The sequence below is a fragment of the Nocardioides sp. zg-DK7169 genome, assembly GCF_013155365.1.
Lineage (GTDB): Bacteria > Actinomycetota > Actinomycetes > Propionibacteriales > Nocardioidaceae > Nocardioides.
This window is the reverse complement of the sequence record NZ_JABJRA010000006.1, coordinates 216,496-241,346: the sequence shown is the minus strand read 5'-3', so window position 1 is coordinate 241,346 and position 24,851 is coordinate 216,496. Positions and strand designations below refer to the sequence as shown.

Annotated in this window: 25 protein-coding genes; 16 read left to right on the top strand and 9 right to left on the bottom strand. The window is 73.2% G+C overall.

Annotation, left to right across the window (positions count from 1 at the left end):
• The first annotated feature begins 36 nt into the window (after positions 1-36).
• The 5 genes from HOQ23_RS11925 (at position 37) to HOQ23_RS21580 (ending at position 5,066) form a co-directional block, all read left to right on the top strand.
• Positions 37-756, top strand: a complete 720-nt coding sequence (locus HOQ23_RS11925) for a response regulator transcription factor (protein WP_172214804.1) — start codon at positions 37-39, stop codon at positions 754-756.
• Positions 753-2,144: a cell wall metabolism sensor histidine kinase WalK gene (locus tag HOQ23_RS11920; protein ID WP_172214803.1), complete on the top strand. Its 1,392-nt coding sequence runs from the start codon at positions 753-755 to the stop codon at positions 2,142-2,144. The genes HOQ23_RS11925 and HOQ23_RS11920 overlap by 4 nt, the downstream gene beginning before the upstream one ends.
• Before the next feature lie 179 nt (positions 2,145-2,323).
• On the top strand, positions 2,324-3,583 hold the full coding sequence (rocD, locus tag HOQ23_RS11915; protein ID WP_172214802.1) for an ornithine--oxo-acid transaminase: 1,260 nt from the start codon (positions 2,324-2,326) through the stop codon (positions 3,581-3,583).
• Between the two features lie 86 nt (positions 3,584-3,669).
• A complete protein-coding gene (locus HOQ23_RS11910) occupies positions 3,670-4,512 on the top strand; it encodes an SDR family oxidoreductase (protein WP_172214801.1) in 843 nt (280 codons plus the stop codon).
• Positions 4,513-4,520: 8 nt separating this feature from the next.
• On the top strand, positions 4,521-5,066 hold the full coding sequence (locus HOQ23_RS21580; protein ID WP_172214800.1) for a DUF402 domain-containing protein: 546 nt from the start codon (positions 4,521-4,523) through the stop codon (positions 5,064-5,066).
• Here HOQ23_RS21580 and HOQ23_RS11900 read toward each other — a convergent pair.
• Complete coding sequence (locus HOQ23_RS11900; protein ID WP_367650471.1) at positions 5,053-6,432, bottom strand: threonine/serine exporter ThrE family protein; 1,380 nt, start codon at positions 6,430-6,432, stop codon at positions 5,053-5,055. The two genes, HOQ23_RS21580 and HOQ23_RS11900, sit on opposite strands and share 14 nt — an antisense overlap.
• 10 nt (positions 6,433-6,442) lie before the next feature.
• On the opposite strand from HOQ23_RS11900, the gene HOQ23_RS11895 reads away from it, so the two are divergent.
• Positions 6,443-7,672, top strand: a complete 1,230-nt coding sequence (locus HOQ23_RS11895) for a glutamate--cysteine ligase (RefSeq protein WP_367650470.1) — start codon at positions 6,443-6,445, stop codon at positions 7,670-7,672.
• A gap of 59 nt (positions 7,673-7,731) precedes the next feature.
• Here the strand turns inward: HOQ23_RS11895 and HOQ23_RS11890 are convergent, their stop codons facing one another.
• A complete protein-coding gene (locus HOQ23_RS11890) occupies positions 7,732-8,886 on the bottom strand; it encodes a hypothetical protein (RefSeq protein WP_172214798.1) in 1,155 nt (384 codons plus the stop codon).
• A gap of 181 nt (positions 8,887-9,067) precedes the next feature.
• Between HOQ23_RS11890 and HOQ23_RS11885 the strand changes: the two genes are divergently transcribed.
• On the top strand, positions 9,068-9,499 hold the full coding sequence (locus tag HOQ23_RS11885) for a hypothetical protein (protein WP_172214797.1): 432 nt from the start codon (positions 9,068-9,070) through the stop codon (positions 9,497-9,499).
• Here the strand turns inward: HOQ23_RS11885 and HOQ23_RS11880 are convergent.
• Genes HOQ23_RS11880 through HOQ23_RS11870 form a run of 3 tightly spaced genes read right to left on the bottom strand, consistent with a single transcriptional unit; the run spans position 9,487 to position 12,050 of the window.
• A complete protein-coding gene (locus HOQ23_RS11880; RefSeq protein WP_216654124.1) occupies positions 9,487-10,560 on the bottom strand; it encodes a DNA polymerase IV in 1,074 nt (357 codons plus the stop codon). The two genes, HOQ23_RS11885 and HOQ23_RS11880, sit on opposite strands and share 13 nt — an antisense overlap.
• A 9-nt stretch (positions 10,561-10,569) precedes the next feature.
• A complete protein-coding gene (locus tag HOQ23_RS11875; RefSeq protein WP_172214795.1) occupies positions 10,570-11,670 on the bottom strand; it encodes an aromatic acid exporter family protein in 1,101 nt (366 codons plus the stop codon).
• Positions 11,671-11,720: 50 nt separating this feature from the next.
• Positions 11,721-12,050 (bottom strand): hypothetical protein, encoded by a 330-nt coding sequence (locus tag HOQ23_RS11870; protein ID WP_216654123.1) that lies wholly within the window; start codon positions 12,048-12,050, stop codon positions 11,721-11,723.
• A gap of 238 nt (positions 12,051-12,288) precedes the next feature.
• Between HOQ23_RS11870 and HOQ23_RS11865 the strand changes: the two genes are divergently transcribed.
• Positions 12,289-13,731 carry a wax ester/triacylglycerol synthase family O-acyltransferase gene (locus HOQ23_RS11865; protein WP_367650469.1) on the top strand — a complete coding sequence of 481 codons (1,443 nt, stop codon included), beginning with the start codon at positions 12,289-12,291 and terminating at the stop codon, positions 13,729-13,731.
• 3 nt (positions 13,732-13,734) lie between these two features.
• Here the strand turns inward: HOQ23_RS11865 and HOQ23_RS11860 are convergent, their stop codons facing one another.
• From HOQ23_RS11860 to HOQ23_RS11850, 3 genes are all read right to left on the bottom strand, one after another.
• Complete coding sequence (locus HOQ23_RS11860) at positions 13,735-14,907, bottom strand: DNA methyltransferase (protein ID WP_172214794.1); 1,173 nt, start codon at positions 14,905-14,907, stop codon at positions 13,735-13,737.
• Positions 14,908-14,937: 30 nt separating this feature from the next.
• Positions 14,938-15,480: a hypothetical protein gene (locus tag HOQ23_RS11855; protein WP_172214793.1), complete on the bottom strand. Its 543-nt coding sequence runs from the start codon at positions 15,478-15,480 to the stop codon at positions 14,938-14,940.
• Positions 15,481-15,761: 281 nt separating this feature from the next.
• A complete protein-coding gene (locus HOQ23_RS11850; protein ID WP_172214792.1) occupies positions 15,762-16,310 on the bottom strand; it encodes a DUF6318 family protein in 549 nt (182 codons plus the stop codon).
• 142 nt (positions 16,311-16,452) lie between these two features.
• Here HOQ23_RS11850 and HOQ23_RS11845 point away from each other — a divergent pair, with 142 nt between their 5' ends.
• From HOQ23_RS11845 to HOQ23_RS11830, 4 genes are all read left to right on the top strand, one after another.
• On the top strand, positions 16,453-17,382 hold the full coding sequence (locus tag HOQ23_RS11845) for a matrixin family metalloprotease (RefSeq protein ID WP_172214791.1): 930 nt from the start codon (positions 16,453-16,455) through the stop codon (positions 17,380-17,382).
• Positions 17,379-18,662: a phosphodiester glycosidase family protein gene (locus HOQ23_RS11840; protein ID WP_172214790.1), complete on the top strand. Its 1,284-nt coding sequence runs from the start codon at positions 17,379-17,381 to the stop codon at positions 18,660-18,662. The genes HOQ23_RS11845 and HOQ23_RS11840 overlap by 4 nt, the downstream gene beginning before the upstream one ends.
• A 51-nt stretch (positions 18,663-18,713) precedes the next feature.
• Complete coding sequence (locus tag HOQ23_RS11835) at positions 18,714-19,319, top strand: mismatch-specific DNA-glycosylase (RefSeq protein ID WP_367650468.1); 606 nt, start codon at positions 18,714-18,716, stop codon at positions 19,317-19,319.
• 91 nt (positions 19,320-19,410) lie between these two features.
• Positions 19,411-19,758 carry a TfoX/Sxy family protein gene (locus HOQ23_RS11830; RefSeq protein WP_216654122.1) on the top strand — a complete coding sequence of 116 codons (348 nt, stop codon included), beginning with the start codon at positions 19,411-19,413 and terminating at the stop codon, positions 19,756-19,758.
• Positions 19,759-19,789: 31 nt separating this feature from the next.
• On the opposite strand, the gene HOQ23_RS11825 is transcribed toward HOQ23_RS11830, so the two are convergent.
• A complete protein-coding gene (locus HOQ23_RS11825) occupies positions 19,790-20,317 on the bottom strand; it encodes a hypothetical protein (RefSeq protein WP_172214789.1) in 528 nt (175 codons plus the stop codon).
• Positions 20,318-20,450: 133 nt separating this feature from the next.
• Between HOQ23_RS11825 and HOQ23_RS11820 the strand changes: the two genes are divergently transcribed.
• The 4 genes from HOQ23_RS11820 (at position 20,451) to HOQ23_RS11805 (ending at position 24,824) form a co-directional block, all read left to right on the top strand.
• Positions 20,451-21,137: a hypothetical protein gene (locus HOQ23_RS11820; protein ID WP_172214788.1), complete on the top strand. Its 687-nt coding sequence runs from the start codon at positions 20,451-20,453 to the stop codon at positions 21,135-21,137.
• Between the two features lie 65 nt (positions 21,138-21,202).
• Positions 21,203-21,751, top strand: coding sequence for a Fur family transcriptional regulator (locus HOQ23_RS11815; RefSeq protein WP_172214787.1), 549 nt, complete (start codon positions 21,203-21,205; stop codon positions 21,749-21,751).
• Positions 21,748-23,373 carry a catalase gene (locus HOQ23_RS11810; protein WP_172214786.1) on the top strand — a complete coding sequence of 542 codons (1,626 nt, stop codon included), beginning with the start codon at positions 21,748-21,750 and terminating at the stop codon, positions 23,371-23,373. The genes HOQ23_RS11815 and HOQ23_RS11810 overlap by 4 nt, the downstream gene beginning before the upstream one ends.
• A 179-nt stretch (positions 23,374-23,552) precedes the next feature.
• Positions 23,553-24,824 carry a ScyD/ScyE family protein gene (locus HOQ23_RS11805; RefSeq protein ID WP_172214785.1) on the top strand — a complete coding sequence of 424 codons (1,272 nt, stop codon included), beginning with the start codon at positions 23,553-23,555 and terminating at the stop codon, positions 24,822-24,824.
• Positions 24,825-24,851: the final 27 nt, after the last annotated feature.

Here is a 24,851-nt window from a genome sequence, read left to right as displayed (position 1 = left end):
CAGGACACGCACAGGGTTCGCGAGGACGATGAGGGCATGGCCAGGTCCGATCTCACCCGCCCGGACGGCACTCCGGTACGCGTCCTCGTCGTCGACGACGAGGCCAACATCGCCGAGCTCATCTCGATGGCCCTGCGCTACGAGGGTTGGACCGTCGAGACGGCCCTCACCGGGCTGGACGCGGTCCGCGTCGCCCGCGACCTGCGCCCGGACGCGGTCGTGCTCGACATGATGCTGCCCGACCTCGACGGGCTGGAGGTGCTGCGCCGCATGCGCGCGCACGACCCCGACGTACCGGTGGTGTTCCTGACCGCCAAGGACGCCGTCGAGGACCGGATCACCGGGCTCACCGCCGGTGGCGACGACTACGTGACCAAGCCGTTCTCGCTGGAGGAGCTGGTGGCCCGGCTCCGCGCGCTGATGCGGCGGGCGGGGGCGCAGCAGGCGCAGGCCGGCTCGGTGCTGGTGGTCGGCGACCTGGTCCTCGACGAGGACAGCCACGAGGTCACTCGCGGCGGCGACGAGGTGCACCTGACCGCCACCGAGTTCGAGCTGCTGCGCTACCTGATGCGCAACCCGCGCCGGGTGCTCAGCAAGGCCCAGATCCTGGACCGGGTGTGGAACTACGACTTCGGCGGGCAGGCCAACGTGGTGGAGCTCTACATCTCCTACCTGCGCAAGAAGATCGACGCCGGGCGCGCTCCGATGATCCACACGATGCGCGGCGCGGGCTACGTGCTCAAGCCGGCAACATGAGCCGCTGGCGCTCCCTCACCGCCCGCCTGGTCCTCACGGCCGTGGCGCTGGTCGCGGTGGTCACCGCGCTCGTGGCCACGGTCACCACGCTGGCGATGAGCGACCGGCTCCACGACCAGGTCGACACGGAGGTCCGCGAGGCGCTCAGCAGCGCCACCCGGGTCCCGCCCGGCGCCCCGCTGGCGATCGACCCGCGCAACCAGGCGCCGGGCACCGTCGTGCTCGCGATCTCCAGCGACGGCCGGGACGACAGCGCCGTGCTCGGCGACGGGCCGGGGAGCCGCCGCGAGCTCGACGACGACCAGGTCGCGGCGCTCGAGGACATGCCCACCGACGGACGCCCGCGCGAGGTCGACCTCGGCGCGCTCGGGAGCTACCGCGCGGCCGCGCTCGAGCTCGACCGTGGGGTCCTGGTGCTGGGGCTCCCGACGGCCGACGTCGACGACGCGGTCCGCACGCTGATCGGCTGGGAGGTCGTGCTGGTGCTCCTCGGCGTCGCGGCCGCGGCCGTCGTCGGCTCGGTCGTCGTACGCCGCCAGCTGCGTCCCCTCACCGAGGTGGCCCGCACCGCGCACGAGGTCGCCGCGCTGCCGCTCGCCTCCGGCGACGTCGACCTGAGCACCCGGGTGCCGGCCCGCCTCACCGACGACCGCACCGAGGTCGGGCAGGTGGGCGCGGCGCTCAACACCCTGCTCGCGCACGTGGGCTCCGCGCTGGCCGCCCGGCACCGCAGCGAGCAGCAGGTGCGCCAGTTCGTCGCCGACGCCTCCCACGAGCTGCGGACGCCGTTGGCCACGATCGCCGGCTACACCGAGCTCGCCCGGCGCCGGCCCGACGACCCCGAGGCGACCCGGACCGCCCTGGCGAAGGTCGAGGAGGAGTCCGGGCGGATGACCTCGCTGGTCGAGGACCTGCTGCTGCTCGCCCGTCTCGACGCCGGCCGGCCGCTGGAGAGCGAGCCGGTCGACCTCACGCTCCTGCTGCTCGAGGCGGTGTCCGACGCCCGGGTGCTCGCCCCGGACCACCACTGGCGCCTGGACCTGCCCGAGGAGTCCGTGATGGTGCTCGGCGACGCCCAGCGCCTGCACCAGGTGGTGAGCAACCTGCTCAGCAACGCCCGCAGGCACACCCCGGCCGGCACCACGGTGGCCGTGTCCGCGCGCCCCGGCGGCTTCAGCGTCCACGACGACGGCCCCGGCTTCCCGCCCGACCTCGCCGAGCACGCCTTCGAGCGCTTCGTGCGCGGCGACGCCTCGCGGCAGCGCAGCGGTGGCGCCGGGCTCGGCCTGGCGCTGGTGCGCGCGATCCTGGAGGCACAGGGAGGACGGGTCGAGCTGCGCAGCGCCCCGGGCGACACCACGCTCCGCGTCACCCTCCGGCCCGCCTGACACCCGCCGCCACCCGGGACGACGCGCCGCGGCGAAACCCCGGCGAAAGGGGTCGCCGGGCGACGCCGCTGCGGTTACGCTGACGCCAAGATTGTCTGACAATCTCGTCAGACTCGACCGGGCTCGCCGGATCCGCCGGCCGGGCCACCAGGCACGTAGACGCGAGGAGGCGACATCCGATGACGACCGTCACGACCGGGATCACCACCACCGACCAGGCCCGCCGGGCGGACCTGGAGACGCCCTCGAGCCGCCAGCTCGCGCGCGCCGACGCCCGTACCGCCCACAACTACCACCCGCTGCCGGTCGTTGTGGAGCACGCCGAGGGCGCCTGGATGACCGACCTCGAGGGGGCCCGCTACCTCGACCTGCTCGCCGGCTACTCCGCGCTCAACTTCGGCCACGGCCACCCCACGCTGCTGCGCGCCGCCCACGAGCAGCTCGACCGGCTCACCCTCACCAGCCGGGCCTTCGTGCACGACCAGTTCGCCGACTTCTGCGGCGCGCTCGGCGACCTGTGCGGCAAGGACCTCGTGCTCCCCATGAACACCGGGGCGGAGGCCGTGGAGACCGCGATCAAGGTCGCGCGCAAGTGGGGCTACGAGGTCAAGGGCGTCGCGCCCGACGCCGCCGAGATCATCGTGATGAGCGGCAACTTCCACGGCCGCACCACCACGATCGTGGGGTTCTCCGACGACCCCGAGGCGCGCGACGGCTTCGGGCCCTTCACCCCGGGCTTCCGCACGGTGACCTACGGCGACCTCGCCGCCCTCCAGGCCGCGATCACCCCCGCCACGGTCGCCGTGCTCCTCGAGCCGATCCAGGGCGAGAGCGGCGTGGTCATCCCGCCGCTCGGCTACCTGAGCGGCGTACGCGAGCTCTGCACCCGCCACGGGGTGCTGCTCGCCGCCGACGAGATCCAGGCGGGCCTCGGGCGCACCGGGCGCACCTTCGCCTGCGACCACGAAGGCGTCGTCCCCGACCTCTACGTCCTCGGCAAGGCGCTGGGCGGCGGGATCGTGCCGGTCTCCGCGGTGGTGGCCGACCGCGACGTGCTCGGCGTCCTGCGTCCCGGCCAGCACGGCTCGACCTTCGGCGGCAACCCGCTCGCGTGCGCGGTCGGGCGCACGGTGGTGGAGATGCTGTCCACCGGCGAGCACCAGGCGCGCGCCCGCGACCTCGGCGAGGTGCTGCGCGAACGCCTCGACGCGATGCTCGGGCGCGGCGTGGTCGGCGTACGCACCCGCGGGCTGTGGGCCGGCGTCGACGTGGACCCGCGCGTCGGCACCGGGCGTGAGGTGTGCGAGCGGCTGATGGAGCGCGGGGTGCTGGCCAAGGACACCCACGGCTCGACGATCCGCCTCGCTCCCCCGCTGGTGATCGCCGAGGACGACCTGCTCTGGGGCCTCGACCAGCTCGCGGACCTGGTCGGCGCCTGAGGGCGCGGCGCGCGCTCGTTGACCCTGTCGCGCGGGCGTCACTACGGTCTGCCCATGAGCGCTGCCGCCCCGGACCCCGTGACCGCATGAGGACCCTCGACGACAAGGTGGTCGTGATCACCGGCGCCGCCTCCGGGATCGGACGGGCCCTGGCCGCGGAGTGCGCGCGGCACGGGTCGCTGCTCGCGCTCTCCGACGTCGACGAGGCGGGCCTGGCCGAGACGGTCCGGCTGGCCGGGTCCGCGGGGGCCCGGCAGGTGCGCGCGGACCGCCTCGACGTGGCCGACCGGGCTGCGTTCGCCGCGTACGCCTCGGCCGTCGCGGAGCACTTCGGCCGGGTCAACGTGATGGTCAACAACGCCGGGGTGGCCCTCGCCGGGGACTTCACCGACCTCGAGTACGACGACATCGACTGGATCATGGGCATCAACCTCGGCGGGATGCTGACCGGGAGCAAGGAGTTCCTGCCGCACCTGATCGCCTCGGGCGACGGGCACCTGGTGAACCTCTCCTCGCTCTTCGGCCTGGTGCCGATGCCGGGGCAGAGCATCTACAACGCGACGAAGTTCGCGGTGCGGGGCATGACCGAGGCGATCCGCTCCGAGATGCTCCGCGCGGGGCACCCGGTCGGGGTGACCTCGGTGCATCCCGGCGGGATCCGCACCGCGATCGCCCGCAGCGCCCGGGTCTCCGCGAAGGAGGACGCCGCCGCGACCGCGGAGCTCTTCGACACCCGGCTGGCGCGCACCACCCCGGAGAAGGCGGCGCGGGTGATCGTCTCCGGGGTGCTGCGCGGGCGCGGGCGGGTGCTCGTCGGCCCGGACGCCCACGCGGTGCACCACCTCGGCCAGCTGCTGGGCTCGCGGTTCCAGGACGTCGCGGCGCGGGTGGCCCGCAAGACGCTGCCCGAGCACGTCGAGATCGTCTAGGCGCGGCTGTGCCGACCGGAGCCGGGAGCCCCGGCAGCCCGATCCGGGTCGTCATCACCAAGTGGGGCGGCGGCGCGCACTGGGAGTTCGACGGGCTGCTGCTCGGCAGCGACGAGCACGGCGACTGGCTGGGCTTCCCCGCCGGCACCCGGCACGCGCGTCCCGGCGCTGCCTACGTCTCCGAGGTCGACTCGGTGACGCTGGTGAGCCCCAGCGCGTGGAGCCTGCCCACGTTCTACGGACCGGGCAACTGGTGCACGCTCTACGTCGACATCGCCTCCCCACCCCGGTGGGACCGCGAGGGCGAGGTGCCCGTCCTGCGCAGCGTCGACCTGGACCTCGACGTGATCCGGGGCGACACCGGGCGGGTCTGGGTCGACGACGAGGACGAGTTCGCCGCGCACCGGGTCGACCTCGACTACCCCGCCGGCGTGGTCGCGGCCGCCCTGGACAGCTGCGAGCGGGTGCGCCGCGCGGTCGCCGCCGCCTCCCCGCCGTACGACGGGAGCGCGGGGGCGTGGCTGGAACGGGTGCGCGGGCTCAGTCCCCGTTGACCGCGGTCGCCTCCCCGTTGCCGTTGCCGTTCTCGGAGCGGCGGCGGCGCGTGCGGGTGCTGCGGTCGCGGATCGGGCCGACCAGGCGCGGCCCGGCCAGGCGGGTCTCGAGGCGGCGCGCCTCGCGCTTGAGCGGCTGGGCGATGTACTCGCCCAGGATCACGCCGGCCGACAGCGCGATCGCCACCGAGGCAGCGGTGACCATCGCCAGCAGCCCGGCCGAGGTGTCTCCGGGACGTCCCTCGGCGAGCAGGGTGAGGCCGCGGTAGATCGAGAGCCCCGGCAGCATCGGCACGACGGCGGACACGACGACGACCAGCGGTGGCACGCGCATGCGCCCGGCGACCGAGAAGGCGACCAGACCGACGAAGAGGGCGGCCATCGCGACCGACCAGGTACGCCCGATGCCGGGCAGCGCGATGGATTGCGCGATCGCGATCGCGACCGCGGCGACGCCGGCGATCGGCGCGATGATGCGGCCCGGCGCGTAGGAGGCGTAGGAGAAGGAGGCCGCGCAGACCGCGGCGCCGACCACGAGCATGCCGAAGGTCTGCAGGTCCCCGCGGCCGGGGTCGAGCGGCGGGATGTCGACCCCGATCATCTGGGCGACGCTGAGGCCGCCGCTGACGCCGCCGATGATGCCGGCGGTGGCCAGGATCGCCTCGGTGAGGCGGGCGCCGGCGGTGACGTAGAAGCCGCTGAGCGCGTCCTGGAGGGCGCCCATGAACCCGATACCGGCCAGCAGCATGACGATGTTCGCGGTGATGACGAGCGAGATGTCGACCTCGACGGGCGCGAGGCCCGCGGAGACGCCGACCGCCGTGGCCAGGCCGCCGCCGGCGACCTGCTGGTAGAAGAACGGCAGCCGGGCGCGCGACATCCGCAGCTGGAGCCGGTCGATCAGCATGGCCGCGACGCAGGCGACCAGGACGACGTACAGGTCGCCGCCGAGCTGGATCGCGACACCGGCGCACATCGCTCCCCAGGCCAAGGTGACCCGCCAGCGGGCGCGGATGTGGCCCGAGGAGACGATCCGGGCCAGCGAGGTCCGGGCCTCCTTGAGGTCGATCTGGTCGTGGAGGATCGCGCGGACCAGGTGGTCGACACGGGTGAGGTGCTCGTAGTCGATGGTGCGCTGCTTGACCGTGCGGGTCGCGACGATCGGCTGTTCCTCGGGGTCGGCGTGGTGGCTCATCGAGACCGAGGTGAAGGTGACGTCGGTGTCGGCGCCCCGCAGGCCGAGGTGCTGGGCCACGCTCTGCATCGTCGCGGTGACGTCCGCCGCGCCGGCACCGGAGGCCAGCAGGAGCTCTCCGACGCGGAGGCAGAAGTCGAGGACCTGATTCACCTGGCGGGGGTCGAGCACGACTGCGATGGTGCCAGAGACCCCCCACGTGACCGGCGCCGCAGTACGCCCGGGCCCGCTCGTCGCCGACATGGAGCCGTTGGGTGCGCTGTGGTTCGCTGTGCGCGTGCGGATCGACTTCCACGCCTCCCCGGCCCCCACCATCGGCGTGGAGTGGGAGCTCGCGCTCGTCGACCGCCGCACCCGCGACCTGCGCAACGACGCCTCGCACCTCTTCGCCCGTGCCCGGCCGCGGCTCCCGCACCCGGACCGGCTGCACAAGGAGCTGCTGAAGAACACCGTCGAGATCGTGACCGGCATCTGCGGCACCGTGGGCGAGGCGATGGACGACCTGCGCGCGACCCTCGAGCCCACGATGGCGGCCGCCGACGACCTCGACCTCGACCTGTACGGCGGGGGCACGCACCCGTTCGCGTCCTGGACCGGGCAGCAGCTCAGCGAGGGGCACCGCTACGAGGAGCTGATCAACCGCACCCAGTGGTGGGGTCGCCAGATGCTGATCTGGGGCCTGCACGTCCACGTCGGCCTGCCCGCGCAGGACCGCGTGATGCCGGTGCTGTCCTCGCTGCTCAACCACTATCCGCACCTGCTCGCGCTGTCGTCGTCCTCCCCGATCTGGGCGGGCGTGGACACCGGCTACGCCTCCAACCGGGCGCTGATGTTCCAGCAGCTCCCCACCGCCGGACTGCCCTTCCAGTTCCAGACGTGGTCGGAGTTCGAGTCCTTCGCCGGCGACCAGGTGACCACCGGCGTCATCGACGACCTCTCCGAGATCCGCTGGGACCTGCGGCCCTCCTCCCACCTGGGCACGATCGAGAACCGGGTCTGCGACGGCGTCTCCACCTTCGAGGACCTCTCCGCGCTGGTCGCGCTCATGCAGTGCCTGGTCGTCGACCTCGACACCCGCCTCGCCACCGGCGAGACCCTCCCCACGATGCAGCCCTGGCACGTGCAGGAGAACAAGTGGCGGGCCGCCCGCTACGGCCTCGACGCCATCGTGATCCTCGACTCCGAGCCGCGCGAGCGGCTGATCACCGACGACCTCACCGACCTGCTCACACGTCTCGAGCCGGTCGCCGCCCGCCTCGGCTGCTCCGCCGAGCTCGCCTCCGTCGCCGAGATCCCCGCTCGCGGCGCGTCGTACCAGCGCCAGCGCGCCGTCGCCGACCGCACCGGTGGCGACCTGGTCGCCGTGGTCGACTCCGTCGTCCGCGAGCTCCGCGAGAGCCTGGGCTCCTGACCGCAGCCGCTACTCGTCGGGCGGGTGCGCGCTGACGAGCCGGGTGGTGCCCTGATCCTTCACGAGGTGCAACCCGTGGGGCGATCGCCAGAGGTACGTCGCGGCGTCGGTCTTGTCGTAGGTCCACGCGGTGTGGGTCTTGACCCGATGGTGACGCCGACAGAGCGGCGCCAGGTTGCAGCTGCACGTCGGCCCGCCTGATCCGTGCGCGGTGACGTGGTCGGTGTCGCAACGCCTCGCGGGCCTCTCGCACCACTACCTAGAACTCGCCCCGGCTGGGTGAGCCGGGTCTGCTCGACGTGTCGGTCGGGGACGACGTAGGCGTCGGTGTGGTGGTGGGCCTCGAGGTCGATGACCGGCTTGATCACGACCTGCGCCTGGCCGCTGCACCACTGGCGCACCTGCTCGGTGGAGACGATCGACCGGGTCTCCTCGACCGTGGCGAAGCCGGCCTCGTCGCGGCTGATCGCGGCGTCGCCAAGGTGGACATGGATGACCACCTGCCGCGCCTTCACCACCGAGGCTGCACCTTCACCGGCGCTTCCGGCCTCGGCACGGAGGTCGAAGGCGAGCTGGCGCCGGGCGAGCTCACCGGCCGCCATCGAGCGGCGCACGTCGAGGGACTCGGTGGATCCGAGCGAGGCGAGCTCTTCGGCGCCCTGCGAGATCGCGGCATTGAGATCGAGCCCGTCGGCGAGGTCGAGGACTCCCTCCACATGGACGATGCCGTGGTGGTTGGCCTCATCGGTGCGCACGTCGAACCGGCGCCCGTCGGCTGCGGCGAGCCGGTCCTTCTCCGCACCCTCCAGCGGCAGGGCGGACGTCAGCTGCGCCAGCCGCCGCGCCTTCCACATCGGCACCTCGCCAGCGCGCAGCAGCTTCCAGGTCCGCTTCAACCGATGGGCCAGCTCGAGGGCGTCACCGACCAGGCACCGCGCGGCGTCGGTGGACATGCCGAGAGCGGCACCGAGCTCCATCGGCGCGAACTCCGCCACCAGCGGCGTCCCCTCACCCGCGAGCGGGACAGCCAGCTCCCCGAACACCAGCCCCGAGGCGGGGGCATCGGCCACCGACTCCTCCGGGTGCATCGACGCCCACACCAGGGCCGCCTCCAGCACGTCGACCTCGGCCCGCTGGGCCGCAGCCCGACGGGACTGCGCGAACGCCAGCACGGCGGCTGGAGTGTCGCAGTCGGGGAGCTCGGGGTCGGCCATGCCTCATCATACTCGAACAGAGGTTCGATGAAAAGGGGTCGGTGAGAGCTGCAGGGTAAAGACGTCTGGCCGACGCAGACCGCCCCCGGGGGCTCGACAAGCTCGGCCGACGCCGCGGCTGATCCCTCCGCCGGACCTGCCTCTGTCGGGGTTCCCTCGATCGGTGCGAGATGCTGCGCGCATGGGATACGAGCGCATCTGGGAGCGCCTCATCGAGTACCTCGCCGAGCTGGGAAGCGCCCGAGAGGTGCCAGATGGCGTCGAGGTGACCATCGAGCGCCCTCCAGGCCGCTCGCGCACCGTCGAGGTGGTGATGAGCCCCGAGGACTGGGACGACTACCTCAGCATCATGTACGGCGACGGGGACCCGGCAGCGACCACCATCAAGGACTGCGTGCTTGCGACCCCGGACGGCGTCCGCTTCCTCGTCTACGACGGGACCTACGACTGGACGCCGTCCGAGACACGGGAGCTTCCCCCCGAGGAGCCCGAGGACCTCGGACCCGGGCAGGGACAGTGGGTGACCATCGATGACGCCGGCAACGTCACCAGCCGGTTCGCCGACTGGGACGAGCAGGACGGCGACCGCCCGGGGCCGTCTCAGCGGGGGTAGCCGTCGGGCGGGGGCACCATCTCCAGCCTCACCCCGAGCAGGCGGACCGCGCGGGTCCGGTCGACGCGGGCCAGGAGACTGACGGCGGCGTCGGCGAGGGCGGCCGGGTCGGCGGTGGGGACGGGGAGGGTGAGGCTCCTGGTCACGGTGGTGAAGGGGACGAAGCGCACCTTCAGACCCACCCGCGCGGCCGGCCGGCCCTCCGCGTCGATGTCGGCGGCGACCCGCCGGGTGAGGGTGCGCACCTCCTCGGCGATCCGTTCCCAGTCGTCGAGGTCGACCTGGAAGGTGGTCTCCCGGCCGTGGGCGCGCGGCACCCACGGTGTGGCGTCGACCGGGCTAGCGTCCACCCCACGGCCCAGCCTGCCCAGCCACGGCCCGGTCCTGGGGCCGAAGGCAGCGGCGAGCTCGTCGGGGTCGGCCGCCGCGAGCTCGGCGACGGTGGTCAGCCCGAGGTCGCCGAGACGGGCGGCGGTCTTGCGCCCGACGCCCCACAGCGCGTCGGTGGGCCGCTCCCCCATCACCGGCAGCCAGGTGTCGGCGGTGAGGCGGAACGTCCCCCGCGGCTTGCCCAGGTCGGTGGCGATCTTGGCGCGCAGCTTGTTGTCGCCGATCCCCACCGAGCTGTGCAGGCCGGTGGCCTCGAGCACCGCGGCCCGGGCCCGGTCGGCGACCGGCTGGGGATCGCTGCCCAGGGCGGCGGGCGGGTCCGCGGCGACGAACGCCTCGTCCCAGCCCAGCACCTCCACCACGACCGGGGCCCCGCCCCACGTCAGCTCGCGCAGGGTCGCCATCACGCGGGCCGATGCGGCGTCGTACGCCGGGTGGTCGACCGGCAGGAACACCGCGTCGGGACAACGCCGGGCGGCCACCCGCAGCGGCATCCCCGAGCCGACGCCGAAGGCGCGGGCCTCGTACGACGCGGTGGCGACGACCCCCCGCTCGGTCGGGTCGCCCCGGCCTCCGACGACCACCGGGCGTCCCGCGAGCTCGGGACGGCGCAGCACCTCGACCGCGGCGATGAACTGGTCGAGATCGACGTGCAGCACCCATCCGGTCATCGGCATCCCTCAGCGTGGCGGCGGCGGGAGTGCGTCGGTGGACTCGGTCTGGTCCAGGCCGGAGAGCAGCAGCAGGTCCACGATGATCGAGCGCAGCTGGGCGAGCACCACGTCCGCGGCGAGGTCGTCGTTGCGTTCGACGTGGGCGGTGCCGTTGCCGACCGCGAGCAGCGTGGGGCGGGCTGCGGTGGCCATCCGGTCGGCCTGGAGCTCGGCGGCGACCTCGAGCGCGGCGTCGGCCAGGTCCAGCGCGATCCGGGAGTAGGACTGCGGGATCGGCTGGCGGCGGTAGGCGGCCACCGCGACCTGGCGCACCAGCACGCGGGTGCTGCGCAGCGCCCGGTCGAGCGGGCCGACCAGGTCGGCCACCCGGCGTACGCCCTCACGGTGCCGGAACCGGAACGGCGAGGAGGCCACCACCGACATGCCCTCGTCGGCGGCGTCCTGGAGCTCGCGGATCAGGTGGTCGGTGGAGCGGGCATCGGCGAGCAGCGCGAAGGCGCGCTCGACCTCTCCGTCGACCATCACCTCGCCCGCGGTGCGCAGCAGGGTGGCGAGCTTGCGCATCACGGCGGCGGCCTGCTCCCGCGGACGGCGCAACGGCGCCGCAGGGACGACAGTGGCCGCGACCAGGGCGACCGACCCGCCGATCAGCGCGTCGGTCCAACGGGTGAACGCCTGCCCCGGCTCAGGCACCAGCGCGCAGACGATGATGCCCTGGATCGCGGCCTGGTTGACGAAGAGCTGGCCGCCGTCGAGCAGGAAGGCCACCGACATCGAGATCGCCACGATGAGCGCGATCTGCCAGCCGCCGGTGCCGAACTCGAGCACGAACAGGTCGGCGACGAAGACCCCGATCGCCACCCCGATCATCACCTCGGCGACCCGGCGCAGCCGCTGGCCGTAGGAGGTGCCGAGGCACAGCATCGCCGAGGTCGCCGCCAGGAACGGCAGCTCGTGGTGGAACACGTCCGCGGCGATGAACCACGCGATCCCGGCGGCGGCCGAGGCCTGGGCGATCTGCCAGCGCTTGGAGGAGAGCCGCTTGCGGCGAAAGCGCAGGGATGTCCGGCTCTTGATCAGTACCTCGTCGAACGGCCGCGCCTCCATGCCCCGATCGTGCCAGAGCGCCGCCCCTCGCCCGGCACGACCGGTGTGCCTCAGGAGGCGTGCGCCCAGGCCAGCGCCTGCTTGAGGTCGCCGAGGTCGCGGTACCAGGTGCGGACCTCGACCCGGCAGCGCACCCGCTGCACGCGCTTGTCGTACTCGTTGCACTCCGCACGTGCCTCGGAGTCGGTGGGCGGGAACAGCGAGGTGCCGTCGTAGTGGTGGATCTCGAAGCCGTTGGCGGCGTCGCCGGTGACCTCGACGATCGTGTCGCCGGCCGGCGCGTACGGCGCACTGTTGGCCGGGCCGACGGCGACGGTGCCGATGACGGCGACCAGCGCGGCGGCGGGGACGGCGATCATGAGGGCGAGACGTTGGTGCATGGGGACTCCCGTGGGTCGGTGGTTCCCGGAGGGTTCCGGGTGCGAAGGACGCTAGGTACCGGCGGGGGCGCCAGGCGGGGGCCGACCACGGACCTGGGGAGGGTGCGCACCGGGGGTGGCCTGTGGACACCACGCGGCCCGCGAAGGGCGCGCGCGACCCACCCCCCTTGTGGCGCTCGTCACCGCGAGCCATAGTTCGGGTCCCGCCGCTTGGTGGACGACGAATCAGGGGGACCTCGTGGCCGCTGCTCCCATCGACCCGACGTCGATCGCGTTCCTGACCGTCGAGAGCCGACGGCAGCCCATGCACGTCGGGTCCCTGCAGCTCTTCGAGAACCCCGCGGACGCCGGGCCCGGCTACACCCGCGAGATGTACGACGCGATGCGGCACTCGGACCGCACCCGGCCGCTCTTCCTGCAGCACCCCCACCGGTCCCTGTCCACCGCCGGGCAGCTGGTCTGGCGCCCCGACGAGCAGTTCGACATCGACTACCACGTGCGGCACAGCGCGCTGCCCGCGCCGGGGCGGGCCCGCGACCTGCTCGACCTGTGCGGGCGCCTGCACAGCTCCCGGCTGCCCCGCGAGCGACCGCTGTGGGAGGCCCACGTGATCGAGGGCCTCGCCGATGGCCGGGTCGCGCTCTACACCAAGATCCACCACGCCCTGCTCGACGGCGTCGCCGCGTCACGGCTGATGCAGAGCGTGCTGACCACCGATCCGGACGAGCGTGGCATGCCGGCGCCGTGGGACGCCGGTGCGCCGCCGGTCGAGCCTGACGCGCTCGAGACCGAGGTCGAGGTGGAGGTCGAGGTCCCCCGCTCCACGCTCGCGACCCCGCTCACGGAGGTCCCGATCGAGGCGCTGCGCACCGGCCTGGCGCTCACCGCGGAGGCCGCCGGGATGCCCGCGGCGCTGCTGCGGACGCTGACGCGTGCAGCACGCAACGAGACCTCGGCGATCTCGCTGCACGCGCCGAAGACGATCTTCAACCAACCGATCACCGGGTCTCGTCGCATCGCCGCCCAGGGGTGGCCGGTCGAGCGGCTGCGCCGGGTCGGAAAGGCGGGTGACGCGACGATCAACGACGTGGTGCTCGCGATGTGTGCCGGCGCGGTGCGCCGCTACCTGCTGGACCTGGACGCACTGCCGTCGGCACCGCTGGTCGCGATGGTGCCCGTGGGCCTGCGCGCGCGGGAGTCCCAGCTCGGGTCGGTGGAGGGCGGCAACGCGGTGGGGTCGGTGATGTGCCGCCTCGGCACCGACCTCGCCGACCCCGCGGACCGGCTCGAGACGATCCACCGCTCGATGCGCGCCGGCAAGGAGTCGCTCGCCTCGATGACGCCGCTGCAGGTGGTCGCGATGAGCGCCCTCGGGCAGATCCCGGCCATCCTGCCGCCGCTGCTGCGGATGCAGGGCATCGTGCGCTCGCCGTACAACCTGATCATCAGCAACGTCCCGGGCCCGCGCACCACCCACTACTGGAACGGCGCCCGCCTGGACAGCACCTATCCGCTGTCGATCCCGATCAACGGCATGGCGCTGAACATCACCTGCACGTCGTACGCCGAGACCATGTGCTTCGGGCTGACCGGCTGCCGTCGCACCGTGCCGAGCCTCCAGTCGATCCTGGGCCACCTCGACGCCGAGCTGGACGCCCTCGAGCTGGCGGTCGGGGTCTGAGGCTCAGCGCTCCGCGAACCCGCCCCCGACGGTGTCCGCCACGGCCCGCAGCCGGGCGCGGGTGATGTCGGCGACGGTCGCGTAGCCGGCGAGCCGGGCGTTGGACCCGGCGCGGGTCGGCTCGGCGCTGTTGATGCTCAGGCAGGTGCGGGTGCCGCCGTCGGCGACGTTCTGCAGCGCCACGGCGTGCCCCGTGGTGCCGCTGCCGGCGAAGAAGTCCAGGACCCGCCCGTCGGAAGGCATCGTCTGCAGCACCCGGCGCAGCAGCGCGGTGGGCTTGGGCGACTCGAAGACGTGGCCGAGCACGGCCTTGAGCTCTGCCACCGCGGTGTCGGTGCTGCCGACCTCCTCGGCGAGCCAGATCGTGCGCAGCTTCTTGCGGCGCCCCTCGTGCAGCCAGTCGCGTTGGAAGATGTCGGCGCGCTCCCCCAGCCGACCCTTGATCCGGCGACACACGAGGTCGTCGGGACGGGCGTCGACCAGCGGTCGGCTCCACCGCCACACGGCCGGCCGGGCGTCGCCGAAGACCGGCTCGATGCGACTCGCGCCCTCGAACTCCTCCGTGCGCACCCGGCCGCTCTCGGGGTCCCCCCACAGCGGGTAGTGCAGCGTCGGGGTGGTGGCCGGGTTGAACTTCTTGTTGGTGTTGCGCAGCGGCAGGTGCCGGTAGTGCCGCCCGTCCGGCGTCACCAGCGGGAAGTCGTCGGGGTCGACCGCGTCCGGGCTGCTCGCGTCGAGCACGCAGGTGCGCGCGTCCTTGGCGTAGACGAGGAGGTACTCGTGGTTGGTCGCGAACCCCTTGCCGAGCTGGCGGCCCTTGGGGTTGAGGTTGACCACGACCTGGGCGAGGAACTGCCGCTCGCCGAACACCTCGTCGAGCAGGAGGCGCAGGTGCGCGACCTCGTTGTCGTCGATGCTGACGAAGATCGCCGCGGTCGCGCTCATCAGCTCGCGCGCCTGCTCGAGCCGCGGGCGCATCATCGCCACCCAGGCCTGGTGCCGCGTCGTCGTCCGGTCGCCCTTGATCCGGTCGCTGTAGGCGAAGTCGTTGCCGGTGTTGTACGGCGGGTCGATGTAGACCAGGTCGTACGCCGCACCCTCGTCACGCAGCCGCTGCAGCACCTCGAGGTTGTCCCCCTCGGCGAAGGTGTTCCAGGGCTCGCCGGGCGCGGTCACGCCGCGAGACTAGGCCATGGGGCCGCCCGGTCAGCGATAGCCCATCAGCGTCGGCGTCGCCGTCACCACCTCGAGCCCCACCGCGGGACCCGTCATCGTGACCGTCCCGGCGACCGGCGCCCAAGGCCCACCGTTGACCCGGAAGTCCGCCTCGTAGGTCGTGTCCACGGCCGCGGCGACCGCGCCCTTGCGCAGGTAGGAGTGGGTGACCCGCAGGTCGGGGTACGGCGCCCCCGCCTCGCGCGTGCGCAGCGTGCTCCCGTCACCGAAGCGCCACTCGAAGGACGCCGGCCGGATCCGCAGGTCGACCCGCTGCCCGAGCAGCCGGACGGTGCGGTCCAAGGCGTCGGCGCTGGTGAAGAAGTTGGTCTCGAAGTTGACCAGCGTCCGCCCACCCGGCGGCTGCACCTGCAGCTCGGAAGCCGGCAGGTCCACCTGCCGCAGCGCCTGCGCCGCCATCCCCGCCGTGATCACCACGGGCTCGGCGACGTCCTCGGCTTCCTCGGCCTGAGGACAACTTGAGTAGGGGGGCCCAAGCGTGCCGTCGGAGTACTCGAACCAGATCGTCTGCATTGTTGATCCGTCCGGGCAGAGAACGACCTCGTAACAGGTCGCCGAACCTCCTATCGCACAGGTCGGGGCCGAATGCCACGTCCCTTGGGGACCCTCGTTGGATGATCCGGAAGTTGGCTGCGGATTCCCACCTAGCGGGCCCGAACTCGTCTGAGCTGCCACGTTGATGCCCGTCGTATGTGTCTTGACGTCGACGTCAACTGGGTCGCTCCTCATCGCGGGTCCATTGCCAACCGTGGGAGGCGCGCTCAAGGCGAGTACGGCCGCGAGGAGTAAGGGGTTCACAGCACTTCCCACCGATCCATGAGCCACTGCCCGTCGTGCTTGATCACGATGAATCGGTTTCGCACGGTCCCGGCGGGAAACACTTGCTCTTCTCGATCAGAAGCGTAAGAAACAACCTGGCGAGTGCTGGTGATATCAACCCGAACCTCATGCAGAATGGCGGGCCCGCTTCGCAGTTCCGTAGTTTCGAAACGGGAAAGCACGACGTCTCCCCCTTCGATGCGGCCACCATCCCGAAACACTTCGCGAAGAAATCTAATCCCGCCACCGCAACCTTCACAATGCTCGGACATCAGCCGGCGAAGCGCGTGGATGTCTTGGCCGGATTCGGCGTACTTCACCATCGCCCAGAAGTACTCCACGAACGCCTCCGCAGCCGCGGCGTCGTCCCCTTCCGCCTCCGGGGGCAGCGTCGGCTCGACCGGGCCGGCGGCGGCCGGGGTGGTGGTGGCCGTGGGGGTGGGCGCCGGGGCAGGGTCGGCCTTCTCCTCGGGATCCTCCGAGCAGGCCGAGGAGCTCGCCACCAGGACGGCGGCCGCGACCACCAGACACGCACGTCTCATGTCAGCCTCCGAGAGCCGGTGGGGACCCGGACCGGGACGCCCACCGGCAAACTACCGGCGGATCGGGCGTACGGAACCCCCCATCCTGACCACCTGTGGACACAGACCCGGCATCATGGGCGAGGTGGGATTCCGGGAGCGGCGCGAGCAGCGGCGATGGGCGCGCGAGCTCGATCGCGAGCTGGAGGCGCTGGCACGTGAGGACCGCGGCGTCGACGACGCCATCCGCTCCCTCGGCGAGCACCCGCAGACGCACGCGCCGATCCCGCTGCCGGTCCACGGGCGCCGGCACCGCTCCCGCGCGCGCAAGACCGCACGCGCGGAGCGCAAGGAGCGCGGACCTGTGCTCCCCGGCCTCGTGATCGTCGCGATGATCATCCTCGGGGTCTTCCTGCTGGACCCCTCCGGCGCGGGACAGCGCCTGCGCGAGGTCGTCGGCCTCGACGGGGCGCTCGCCGAGAGCGTCGGGATCACGACCGACGGGGAGTACTCCTTCGCCGCCACCCAGCCCGGCAGCGACGACCCGGTCGCCTGGAACCGGTGCCGCCCGATCCGCTACGTCGTGAACCCCGAGGGCGCCCCCGAGGACTGGGAGCGCCTGGTGGAGGAGTCCGTCGAGCGGGTCAGCACCGCGAGCGGCTTCGTCTTCGAGGACGAGGGCACCACCGACGACCGCGACTTCACCGGCCGCATCAACGGCTTCGGGCGTCCCTCCCCCGTCCTGATCGGCTGGGCCTCGCCCGAGGAGGTGCCCCAGCTGGCCGGTGAGGTCGCCGGCCTCGGCGGCAGCACCTACGTCGAGCAGAGCGGCAAGCGCCGCTACATCACCGGCTCGGTCACCCTCGACGTCGGCCTGTACGACGAGCTCGACGCACGCCGCGGCGGCGAGGACACGATGCGTGCCATCCTCATGCACGAGCTCGCGCACGTGCTCGGGCTGGGACACGTGGACGACCGGAGCGAGCTGATGTACGAGGACAGCGTGGGGCAGGACGACTTCGGTCCCGGCGACCTCGAGGGCCTCGCCCGGCTGGGCGCGGTGGGCTGCGGATGAGCCGACGCCACCGGCGCGGCGCTCACCCCCGACAGCACCGTCTCCGCACGCTGCTGCCTGCGCTCGTCGCCTCCGCCTGCCTGGTCCTCACCACGCTGCCCGGCTCGGCGACTGCCGGCGCGACACCCACGGCGACCGCGACTGCGTCCGCCGGCGACACCCACGCGCTCCCGCGCCACTCCTCCGACGGGGTCGTCGGCCCGCGCGCCCCGCAGGTCCCGCGATCGCTGCGCACCGAACCGGTCCGCTCCGAGCCGGTGGTCGAGCGGCTCGCCCCCGGCGTACGCCTCACCACCTGGTCCCAGACCGACGCCCGCGGCCGGGTGGCCGCGTCGCTGCTGTCGGTGAAGTGGCGCAACCCGCGGGTCCGGCTCGACTACGCGGGCCCCGGACCGGTCGCGTCGACCTCTCCGGTCTCCGAGCTGCTCGCCCGCCGCGGCGCGCTCGCCGGGGTCAACGGCGACTTCTTCGACATCGGGCGCACCGGCGCTCCGCTCGGCGTGGGCCGGCCCGCGGACGCCGGCGTGCGCCACGCGCCGCGGTCGGGCTGGAACAGCGCCTTCTACCTCGACGCCCGGGGCGTCCCCCGGATCGGCACCGTGCCACTGCGCGCGCGCATCCCCCAACGCCCGGCCTGGGCGGTCACCAACGTCAACTCGCCCCGGGTCGCGGCCGGCGGGATCGGCGTCTACACCCCCGCCTGGGGCCCGACCTCGGGCCACCGCGTCACCGGCGGCCAGCGCCGCAACGTGCGCGTCGTGGAGCTCCGTCAGGGCCGCGTCGTCGCCAACCGCACGGTGCTGAGCGCGAACCAGCCGATCCGCGGTCGCCTGCTCGTCGGCCGCGGCGCCGGCGCCAAGCGGCTCGCGACCCTGCGTCCCGGGCAGCGCATCGATGTGCGCTGGCACCTCGCCGGACGCCCGCGCCTGGCCATCGGGGGCAACAAGGTGCTCCTGCAGGGCGGCCGGACGCAGGTGGTCGACGACGTCGAGATGCACCCCCGCACCGCCGTCGGCATCGACCGCGACACCCGCGAGCTGCTCCTGCTGGTCGTCGACGGGCGCCAGGACGGCCACAGCCGCGGCCTGACGATGGTCGAGCTCGCCGCGATGATGACCGAGCTCGGTGCCGAGGCGGCGCTCAACCTCGACGGCGGCGGCTCCTCGACCCTCGCGGTCACGCGGACCCCCGGTCTGTACGACGTGGCGAACCGGCCCTCCGACGGCGCCGAGCGCCGGGTGGCGAACGCCCTCGCGGTGCTGAGCGTCCCGGCCCCCTGACCGCGTCGACCCGCCCCGGGCCGGCCCCGGCCCGCGTGGCAGGCTGCCGGCGTGAGCGACCGACCCGCCCGCCCTGCCCGGACCACGTTCACCCGCGCGGAGCTGGAGTCCTTCCGCGACGCCGAGGTGCCCGACCTGATGCCGGATCCCGGCGGGCTGCGCCTGCTGTTCGTCGGCATCAACCCCGGCCTGTGGACCGCCGCCACCCGCACCCACTTCGCCCACCCCGGCAACCGCTTCTACCCCGCCCTGCTGCGCGCCGGGATCATCGAGCACCCCATCGATCCGGCGAACGGCATGGACGAGGAGGACCGCGACCGGCTCCGGGAGCGCGGCATCGGGATCACCAACGTCGTGCGGCGGGCCACGGCGAAGGCCTCCGAGCTGAGCCGGGAGGAGCTGCGCGAGGGCGGCGAGCTGCTGGTCGAGACGATCCGCCAGCATCGGCCGGCCGTGGTGGCGATCGCCGGGATCACGGCGTACCGCGCCGCGTTCGGGCTGCCCAAGGCGGTGCTCGGCAAGCAGCCGGAGCCGCTCGCGGGCGCAGAGCTGTGGGTGGTGCCGAACCCCAGCGGCCTCAACGCCCACGAGACCGTGGCCTCCCTCGCCGAGGCGTACGCCGCCCCGGCCCGCGCCGCCGGCGTGCTCCGCGACTGAGCCAGACCGCCACATCCCCCGAATCCGGGTGGCGCAGCTCCCCGTCGGCGCGGAGGATCGACCTCACCGAACCCGCCGGAAGGAGACCGCCGTGGCCCACGACGCCGAGCTCGCCGCGCGGGTCCGCGACGCCGTGGCCGGGGCGGGGGACGTCCGCGAGGTGAAGATGTTCGGGGGTCTCGCGTTCATGGTCGACGACGCGATGGTCGCCTGCGTCTCGGCCGGCGGCGGCGCGCTGCTCGTGCGGGTGTCGCCCGGCCGGGACGCCGACTACCTCGGGGCACCCGGCGCGCGCCGGGCCGAGATGGGCGCGGGCCGCTCGATGGGCGAGGGGTGGATCGCCGTCGACCGGGAGGCGCTCGGCAAGGACCACGAGCTGCGCTTCTGGATGGACGCCGTCCTGGCGCACCGCGCCGAGAGAGGGACCGACCTCCGCTGATCCGGCCGGGCGGCCGGCTGGGCGACGCGGCTCAGTCCGGCTCCTCCCCCACCCGGTGGCGCCCCAGGTCGACGACCTCGGCCCGGCCGGCCGGGCGACGGCGCTCGTCGAGCGCCACGAGCTCGTCGTCGAGCGCCAGCTCACGCACCCGGCTGTCGGCGACCCGGATCAGCCGCGGCGGACCCGCGCCCGCGGCGCCCCGCGGCTCCCCTGCCTCCCCGGGCTCGCCTTGGTCGCGGGCGACGAGCACCCGACCGTCCACCCGGTGCGGCACCAGGCCGGCGGCCTCGGCGCGTCGACGCGCCGCCTCCGAGCGCGGGGCGACGAGCTCGCGCAGCAGGAAGCGCAGCCAGAGCGCCGCTGTGTCCGGCCCGACCCGGTCGCTCAGCATCAGGCAACAGCCGTCCGCGCAGACCGTCCACGGGGAGCGCGCACCGGGCTGACCGGGCCAGACCCTCCGGACGGCACCGGTGGCGAACCCCGCCAGCACCGCGCGCTCGCGGGCGTCGAAGGCGGGCGTGAGGCACAGGCGCTGCGGGAGGTCGAACGGATGGGGCACGGCGACTCCTGGGTCCGGCGTCGTCCGAGAGGACGCTGTCCCCCACCCTTCCCGGCGTCGGTGCCCGTCGAACCGTCCGCCGTCCTGCGCTGTGGAGCCACGCCGACGCCCGCGAGACGCTACGGTCACCGCCATGACCAAGCTGATGTACGCCGTGCGGGGCCGCGACCTGTCCTCGGTGCTGCGCGCCCCGCGGCTGCACGACCGGCTCCGCGACGCCGGCGCCGAGCGGCTCCAGCTCAACCTCGACGACGAGGAGGTCACCGACGCCATGCGGATCGCCTCGGGCGGCGCCCACGTCGGCGCGGTCGTGAGCGTGTGGGGCGAGGACCCCGATGCCGACCTGCTCACCGCCGCGCTCTGCGGCGTGGCCGGGGTCGACCGGGTCGACGGTTGGCGCGTCGAGGAGCGCCGTCGTCTGGACCCGCCCGAGACGTGGGACGGGAGCCGGGCCGACGCGCTGGCCCAGGTGGCGCTGCTGCGCCGTCCCGAGGAGCTGCCCTACGAGGAGTGGCTGCGGATCTGGCAGGTCGACCACACCGGCGTCGCGATCCGCACCCAGGCGACGTTCGGTTACGTGCAGAACATCGTGCGGGGCTGCCTCACCCCCGAGGGGACCGACGTGGCCGCCGTGGTGGAGGAGCTGTTCGTCCCGGAGGCGGTCCACGACCGGCACGCCTTCCACGGCAGCGAGGGCGACGACGCGGAGCTCGCGCGCCGGGTCCGCGCGCTGATGGCCTCGGTGCGGCGGATGGGCGCCGACCGCGACATCGACGTGGTCCCCAGCGGGCGCCGCCTCTACGAGCTGCGCGACACCTGACCCCTCGGACAGCCTCCAGCGCGGCCGCCTTGTTTGGAGTGGTTCCAGACGGGTACCGCCAAATGATGATCCGCCCCGAAGACCGGCTGCGCGCAGCCGGACTCCGCGTCACCCGCCCCCGGGTGGCGGTCCTGTCCGTGCTCGACGACGCCCAGCGCACCCACGAGCACCTGGTGGTCGCGCAGGTGGCCGACCGGGTGCGGGCGCGGATCGGCAAGGTCTCCACCCAGGGTGTGTACGACTGCCTGGAGGCGCTGACCCGGATCGGGGCGGTACGCCGCCTCGACCTGCCGGGCTCGGGGTCGCGCTACGAGAGCCGCGTGGGCGACAACCACCACCACGTCACCTGCCGCTCCTGCGGGGTCGTCAGCGACCTCGACTGCGCGACCGGTTCCGCGCCCTGCCTGACCCCGGACGACACCCACGGCTTCGTCCTCGACGAGGCCGAGATCGTGTTCTGGGGCCTGTGCGCGGCGTGCGCGTCCGCGCCCGACGACCACCCCCTCGGCCAGTCCCACGGCCAGTCCCACGGCCAGTCCCACGGCCGGCCCAGCGACCTCCGCACAGACTCGGACAGGACATCCACGACCAGCACCGGAAGGACGACGCCATGAGCGACGAGCGCAAGCTCACGACCCGCCAGGGTCACCCCGTCTACGACAACCAGAACCAGCGCACCGTCGGGGCCCGCGGGCCCGCGACGCTGGAGAACTACCACTTCTTGGAAAAGGTCTCCCACTTCGACCGCGAGCGGATCCCCGAGCGGGTGGTCCACGCCCGCGGCGCGGTCGCCTTCGGCCACTTCGAGGCGACCGGCACCGTCAACGGGGAGCCGATCGAGCGCTACACCCGGGCCAAGGTGCTCCAGGCCGGGAAGCGCACCGACCTCGCGATCCGCTTCTCCACCGTGATCGGGGGCCGCGACTCCTCCGAGGCGGCGCGCGACCCGCGCGGCTTCGCGGTGAAGTTCTACACCGAGGACGGCAACTGGGACCTCGTCGGCAACAACCTCGGCGTCTTCTTCATCCGCGACGCCATCAAGTTCCCCGACGTCATCCACTCCCTCAAGCCGGACCCGGTGACCTTCCGCCAGGAGCCGGCCCGGATCTTCGACTTCATGTCGCAGACCCCGGAGTCGATGCACATGCTGGTGAACCTCTTCAGCCCCCGCGGGATCCCGTCGGACTACCGCCACATGCAGGGCTTCGGCGTGAACACCTACAAGTGGGTCAACGCCGAGGGCGTCTCCCACCTGGTCAAGTACCACTGGTACCCCAAGCAGGGGGTGAAGTCCCTGACCGAGGCCGACGCCGCGAACATCCAGGCCGGCGACCTCGGGCACGCCTCGAAGGACCTCTACGAGGCGATCGAGCGCGGCGAGCACCCCCAGTGGGACCTCTACGTGCAGCTGATGGAGGACCACGAGCACCCCGAGCTCGACTTCGACCCGCTGGACGACACCAAGGTGTGGCCGGAGGAGCTCTTCGAGCCCTACCACGTGGGGACGATGACGCTGACCTCCAACGTCAGCGACCACCACAACCAGAACGAGCAGATCGCGTTCGGCACCGGCGTCCTCGTCGACGGCCTGGACTTCTCCGACGACAAGATGCTGGTCGGGCGGACCTTCTCCTACAGCGACACCCAGCGCTACCGGGTGGGCCCGAACTACCTCCAGCTGCCGGTCAACTCGCCCAAGAACGCCACGGTCCACACCAACCAGCGCGGCGGCGAGATGAGCTACCAGGTGGACCTGGCGCCCGGGCAGAACCCGCACGTCAACTACGAGCCCTCGACCATGGGCGGCCTGCAGGAGGCGGACAAGCCCGGGCCCGTGGAGAGCCATCACGAGATCAACGGCCCGCTCACCCGCGCCCGTCTCCCCCGCACCAACGACTACAAGCAGGCCGGTCAGCGCTACCAGCTGATGGAGCAGTGGGAGAAGGACGACCTGGTCGCCAACTTCGTCGCCAACGTCTCCGAGGCCACCCGTGAGGTCCAGGAGCGGATGGTCTGGCACTTCTTCATGTGCGACGACGAGCTGGGCCAGCGCGTCGGCGACGGCCTCGGCATCAGCGCCGACGACGTCCGGGGGCTGCCGCCGCTGGCGACCCAGACCCTCAGCGAGGAGGAGCAGGCCCGAGCCGCGAACCTCGGCAAGAACGGGCCGCGCGACGTCGAGGGCATCACCATGACGCACTGCGTCCCGAACGAGCACGTGGTGGTCGAGCGCTGAGCGCCGCACCCCGCTGAGCATCCCGGCGCGGCCCGTCCCCGAGGGGGCGGGCCGCGTCGGCGTTCGCGCGCCGACGGGGCCCAGGGACAACGACCAATGTTGGTGATGACGCTCCGGGCGGGGGTGGGCTTGCGTGGCAAAGGGGTCACCGAGGACCCCCGAGACCAGAGGACACCCCCATGCACCAGCACCGATCCCCCTCGACACGCACCGTCGTGGCGGCCCTCGCGGCCGCAGCTCTCGCCTCCACCACCCTGTTCTCCGGGCCCGCCGCCTCCGCCGGCGGAGGCCCGGGCCACGGACACCACGAGCACCACAGCCACCCCGGGCACAAGCACGGCCACGGGCACCACGGCCACAAGCATGGGCACGGGCACCACAAGCCCGCGCCGTACCTGCGCACCGTCGCCGACCTCGAGGGTCCCCGCGGCGTCGCGGGCCTGGGCCGGGGCCGCACCCTGGTCACCGAGGGCGACGGCACCTTCAGCATCGTCGTCACGAAGGGCAGGCGGACCCGGGTCACCGAGCTCGGGACCGTGCCCGGCGCCGCCGGCGTCGCACCGGCCGTGGCGGTCGGCACCGACGGCACCGTCTACCTGCTCAGCGGCGCCGGCGAGCCGGGCACCGGAGGGGCGACCCTCTACACCTGGCGACCCGGCGACGACGAGCCGACCGCGCTCGCCGACATCGCCGCCTACCAGGCCGAGGACCCCGACCCCTCGAACGTGGAGGGCGTCCCCGAGGAGTCCAACCCCTACGGCCTCGCCGCCCACCCCGACGGCGGTGTGCTGGTGGCCGACGCGGCCGGCAACGACGTCCTGCACGTGACCGACGAGGGCGACATCTCGACCGTCGCCGAGGTCCTGCCGCGCACGATCGCGGTGCCCGAGGGCTTCCCGGCGACCGACCCCGACGGCAACCCGCTCCCGCCCCCGGGCACCGAGATCCCCAGCGAGGCCGTGACCACCTCGGTCGACGTCGGCCCGGACGGCGCGATCTACATCGGCGAGCTGCGCGGCTTCCCGGCCACCCCCGGGACCTCCCAGGTGTGGCGCGTCGAGCCCGGAGCCACCGGCGTGACCTGCGACCCGATGAGCCCCGACACGGGCGACTGCACCGTGGAGGCCGACGGGCTCACCTCGATCGTCGACCTCGCGGTCGACCGACGCGGCACCATCTACGTCGCCACCTTGTCGAAGGCCAGCTGGCTGGCCTTCGAGCTGGGGCTCGAGGGTGCGGACGTCGGGGGGCTGTTCATGATCACCCACCCCCGCTCCGGCGGCACCCAGGTCCGCGAGCTCGTGCGTGACCAGCTGACGCTGACCTCCGGCGTGGACGTGGGCCCCGACGGGCGCGTCCTCGTCACCAGCCCGATCTTCGGGCCGGGCAGCCTCTCCGAGCTGGTGTGGGCCAAGGCGAAGAGGTCCACGAAGCACCACCACCGTCGCTGAGACGGCAACGAGCAGCACGCCGCGCGG

What these genes read in the sequence shown, in the direction of transcription:
- HOQ23_RS11925 (WP_172214804.1), top strand. Translation starts at nt 37, where the DNA reads ATGGCCAGGTCCGATCTCACCCGCCCGGACGGCACTCCGGTACGCGTC.
- HOQ23_RS11920 (WP_172214803.1), top strand. Translation starts at nt 753, where the DNA reads ATGAGCCGCTGGCGCTCCCTCACCGCCCGCCTGGTCCTCACGGCCGTG.
- rocD (WP_172214802.1), top strand. Translation starts at nt 2,324, where the DNA reads ATGACGACCGTCACGACCGGGATCACCACCACCGACCAGGCCCGCCGG.
- HOQ23_RS11910 (WP_172214801.1), top strand. Translation starts at nt 3,670, where the DNA reads ATGAGGACCCTCGACGACAAGGTGGTCGTGATCACCGGCGCCGCCTCC.
- HOQ23_RS11890 (WP_172214798.1), bottom strand. Translation starts at nt 8,886, where the DNA reads ATGGCCGACCCCGAGCTCCCCGACTGCGACACTCCAGCCGCCGTGCTG.
- HOQ23_RS11885 (WP_172214797.1), top strand. Translation starts at nt 9,068, where the DNA reads ATGGGATACGAGCGCATCTGGGAGCGCCTCATCGAGTACCTCGCCGAG.
- HOQ23_RS11880 (WP_216654124.1), bottom strand. Translation starts at nt 10,560, where the DNA reads ATGACCGGATGGGTGCTGCACGTCGATCTCGACCAGTTCATCGCCGCG.
- HOQ23_RS11875 (WP_172214795.1), bottom strand. Translation starts at nt 11,670, where the DNA reads ATGGAGGCGCGGCCGTTCGACGAGGTACTGATCAAGAGCCGGACATCC.
- HOQ23_RS11870 (WP_216654123.1), bottom strand. Translation starts at nt 12,050, where the DNA reads ATGCACCAACGTCTCGCCCTCATGATCGCCGTCCCCGCCGCCGCGCTG.
- HOQ23_RS11855 (WP_172214793.1), bottom strand. Translation starts at nt 15,480, where the DNA reads ATGCAGACGATCTGGTTCGAGTACTCCGACGGCACGCTTGGGCCCCCC.
- HOQ23_RS11840 (WP_172214790.1), top strand. Translation starts at nt 17,379, where the DNA reads ATGAGCCGACGCCACCGGCGCGGCGCTCACCCCCGACAGCACCGTCTC.
- HOQ23_RS11820 (WP_172214788.1), top strand. Translation starts at nt 20,451, where the DNA reads ATGACCAAGCTGATGTACGCCGTGCGGGGCCGCGACCTGTCCTCGGTG.
- HOQ23_RS11815 (WP_172214787.1), top strand. Translation starts at nt 21,203, where the DNA reads ATGATCCGCCCCGAAGACCGGCTGCGCGCAGCCGGACTCCGCGTCACC.
- HOQ23_RS11810 (WP_172214786.1), top strand. Translation starts at nt 21,748, where the DNA reads ATGAGCGACGAGCGCAAGCTCACGACCCGCCAGGGTCACCCCGTCTAC.
- HOQ23_RS11805 (WP_172214785.1), top strand. Translation starts at nt 23,553, where the DNA reads ATGCACCAGCACCGATCCCCCTCGACACGCACCGTCGTGGCGGCCCTC.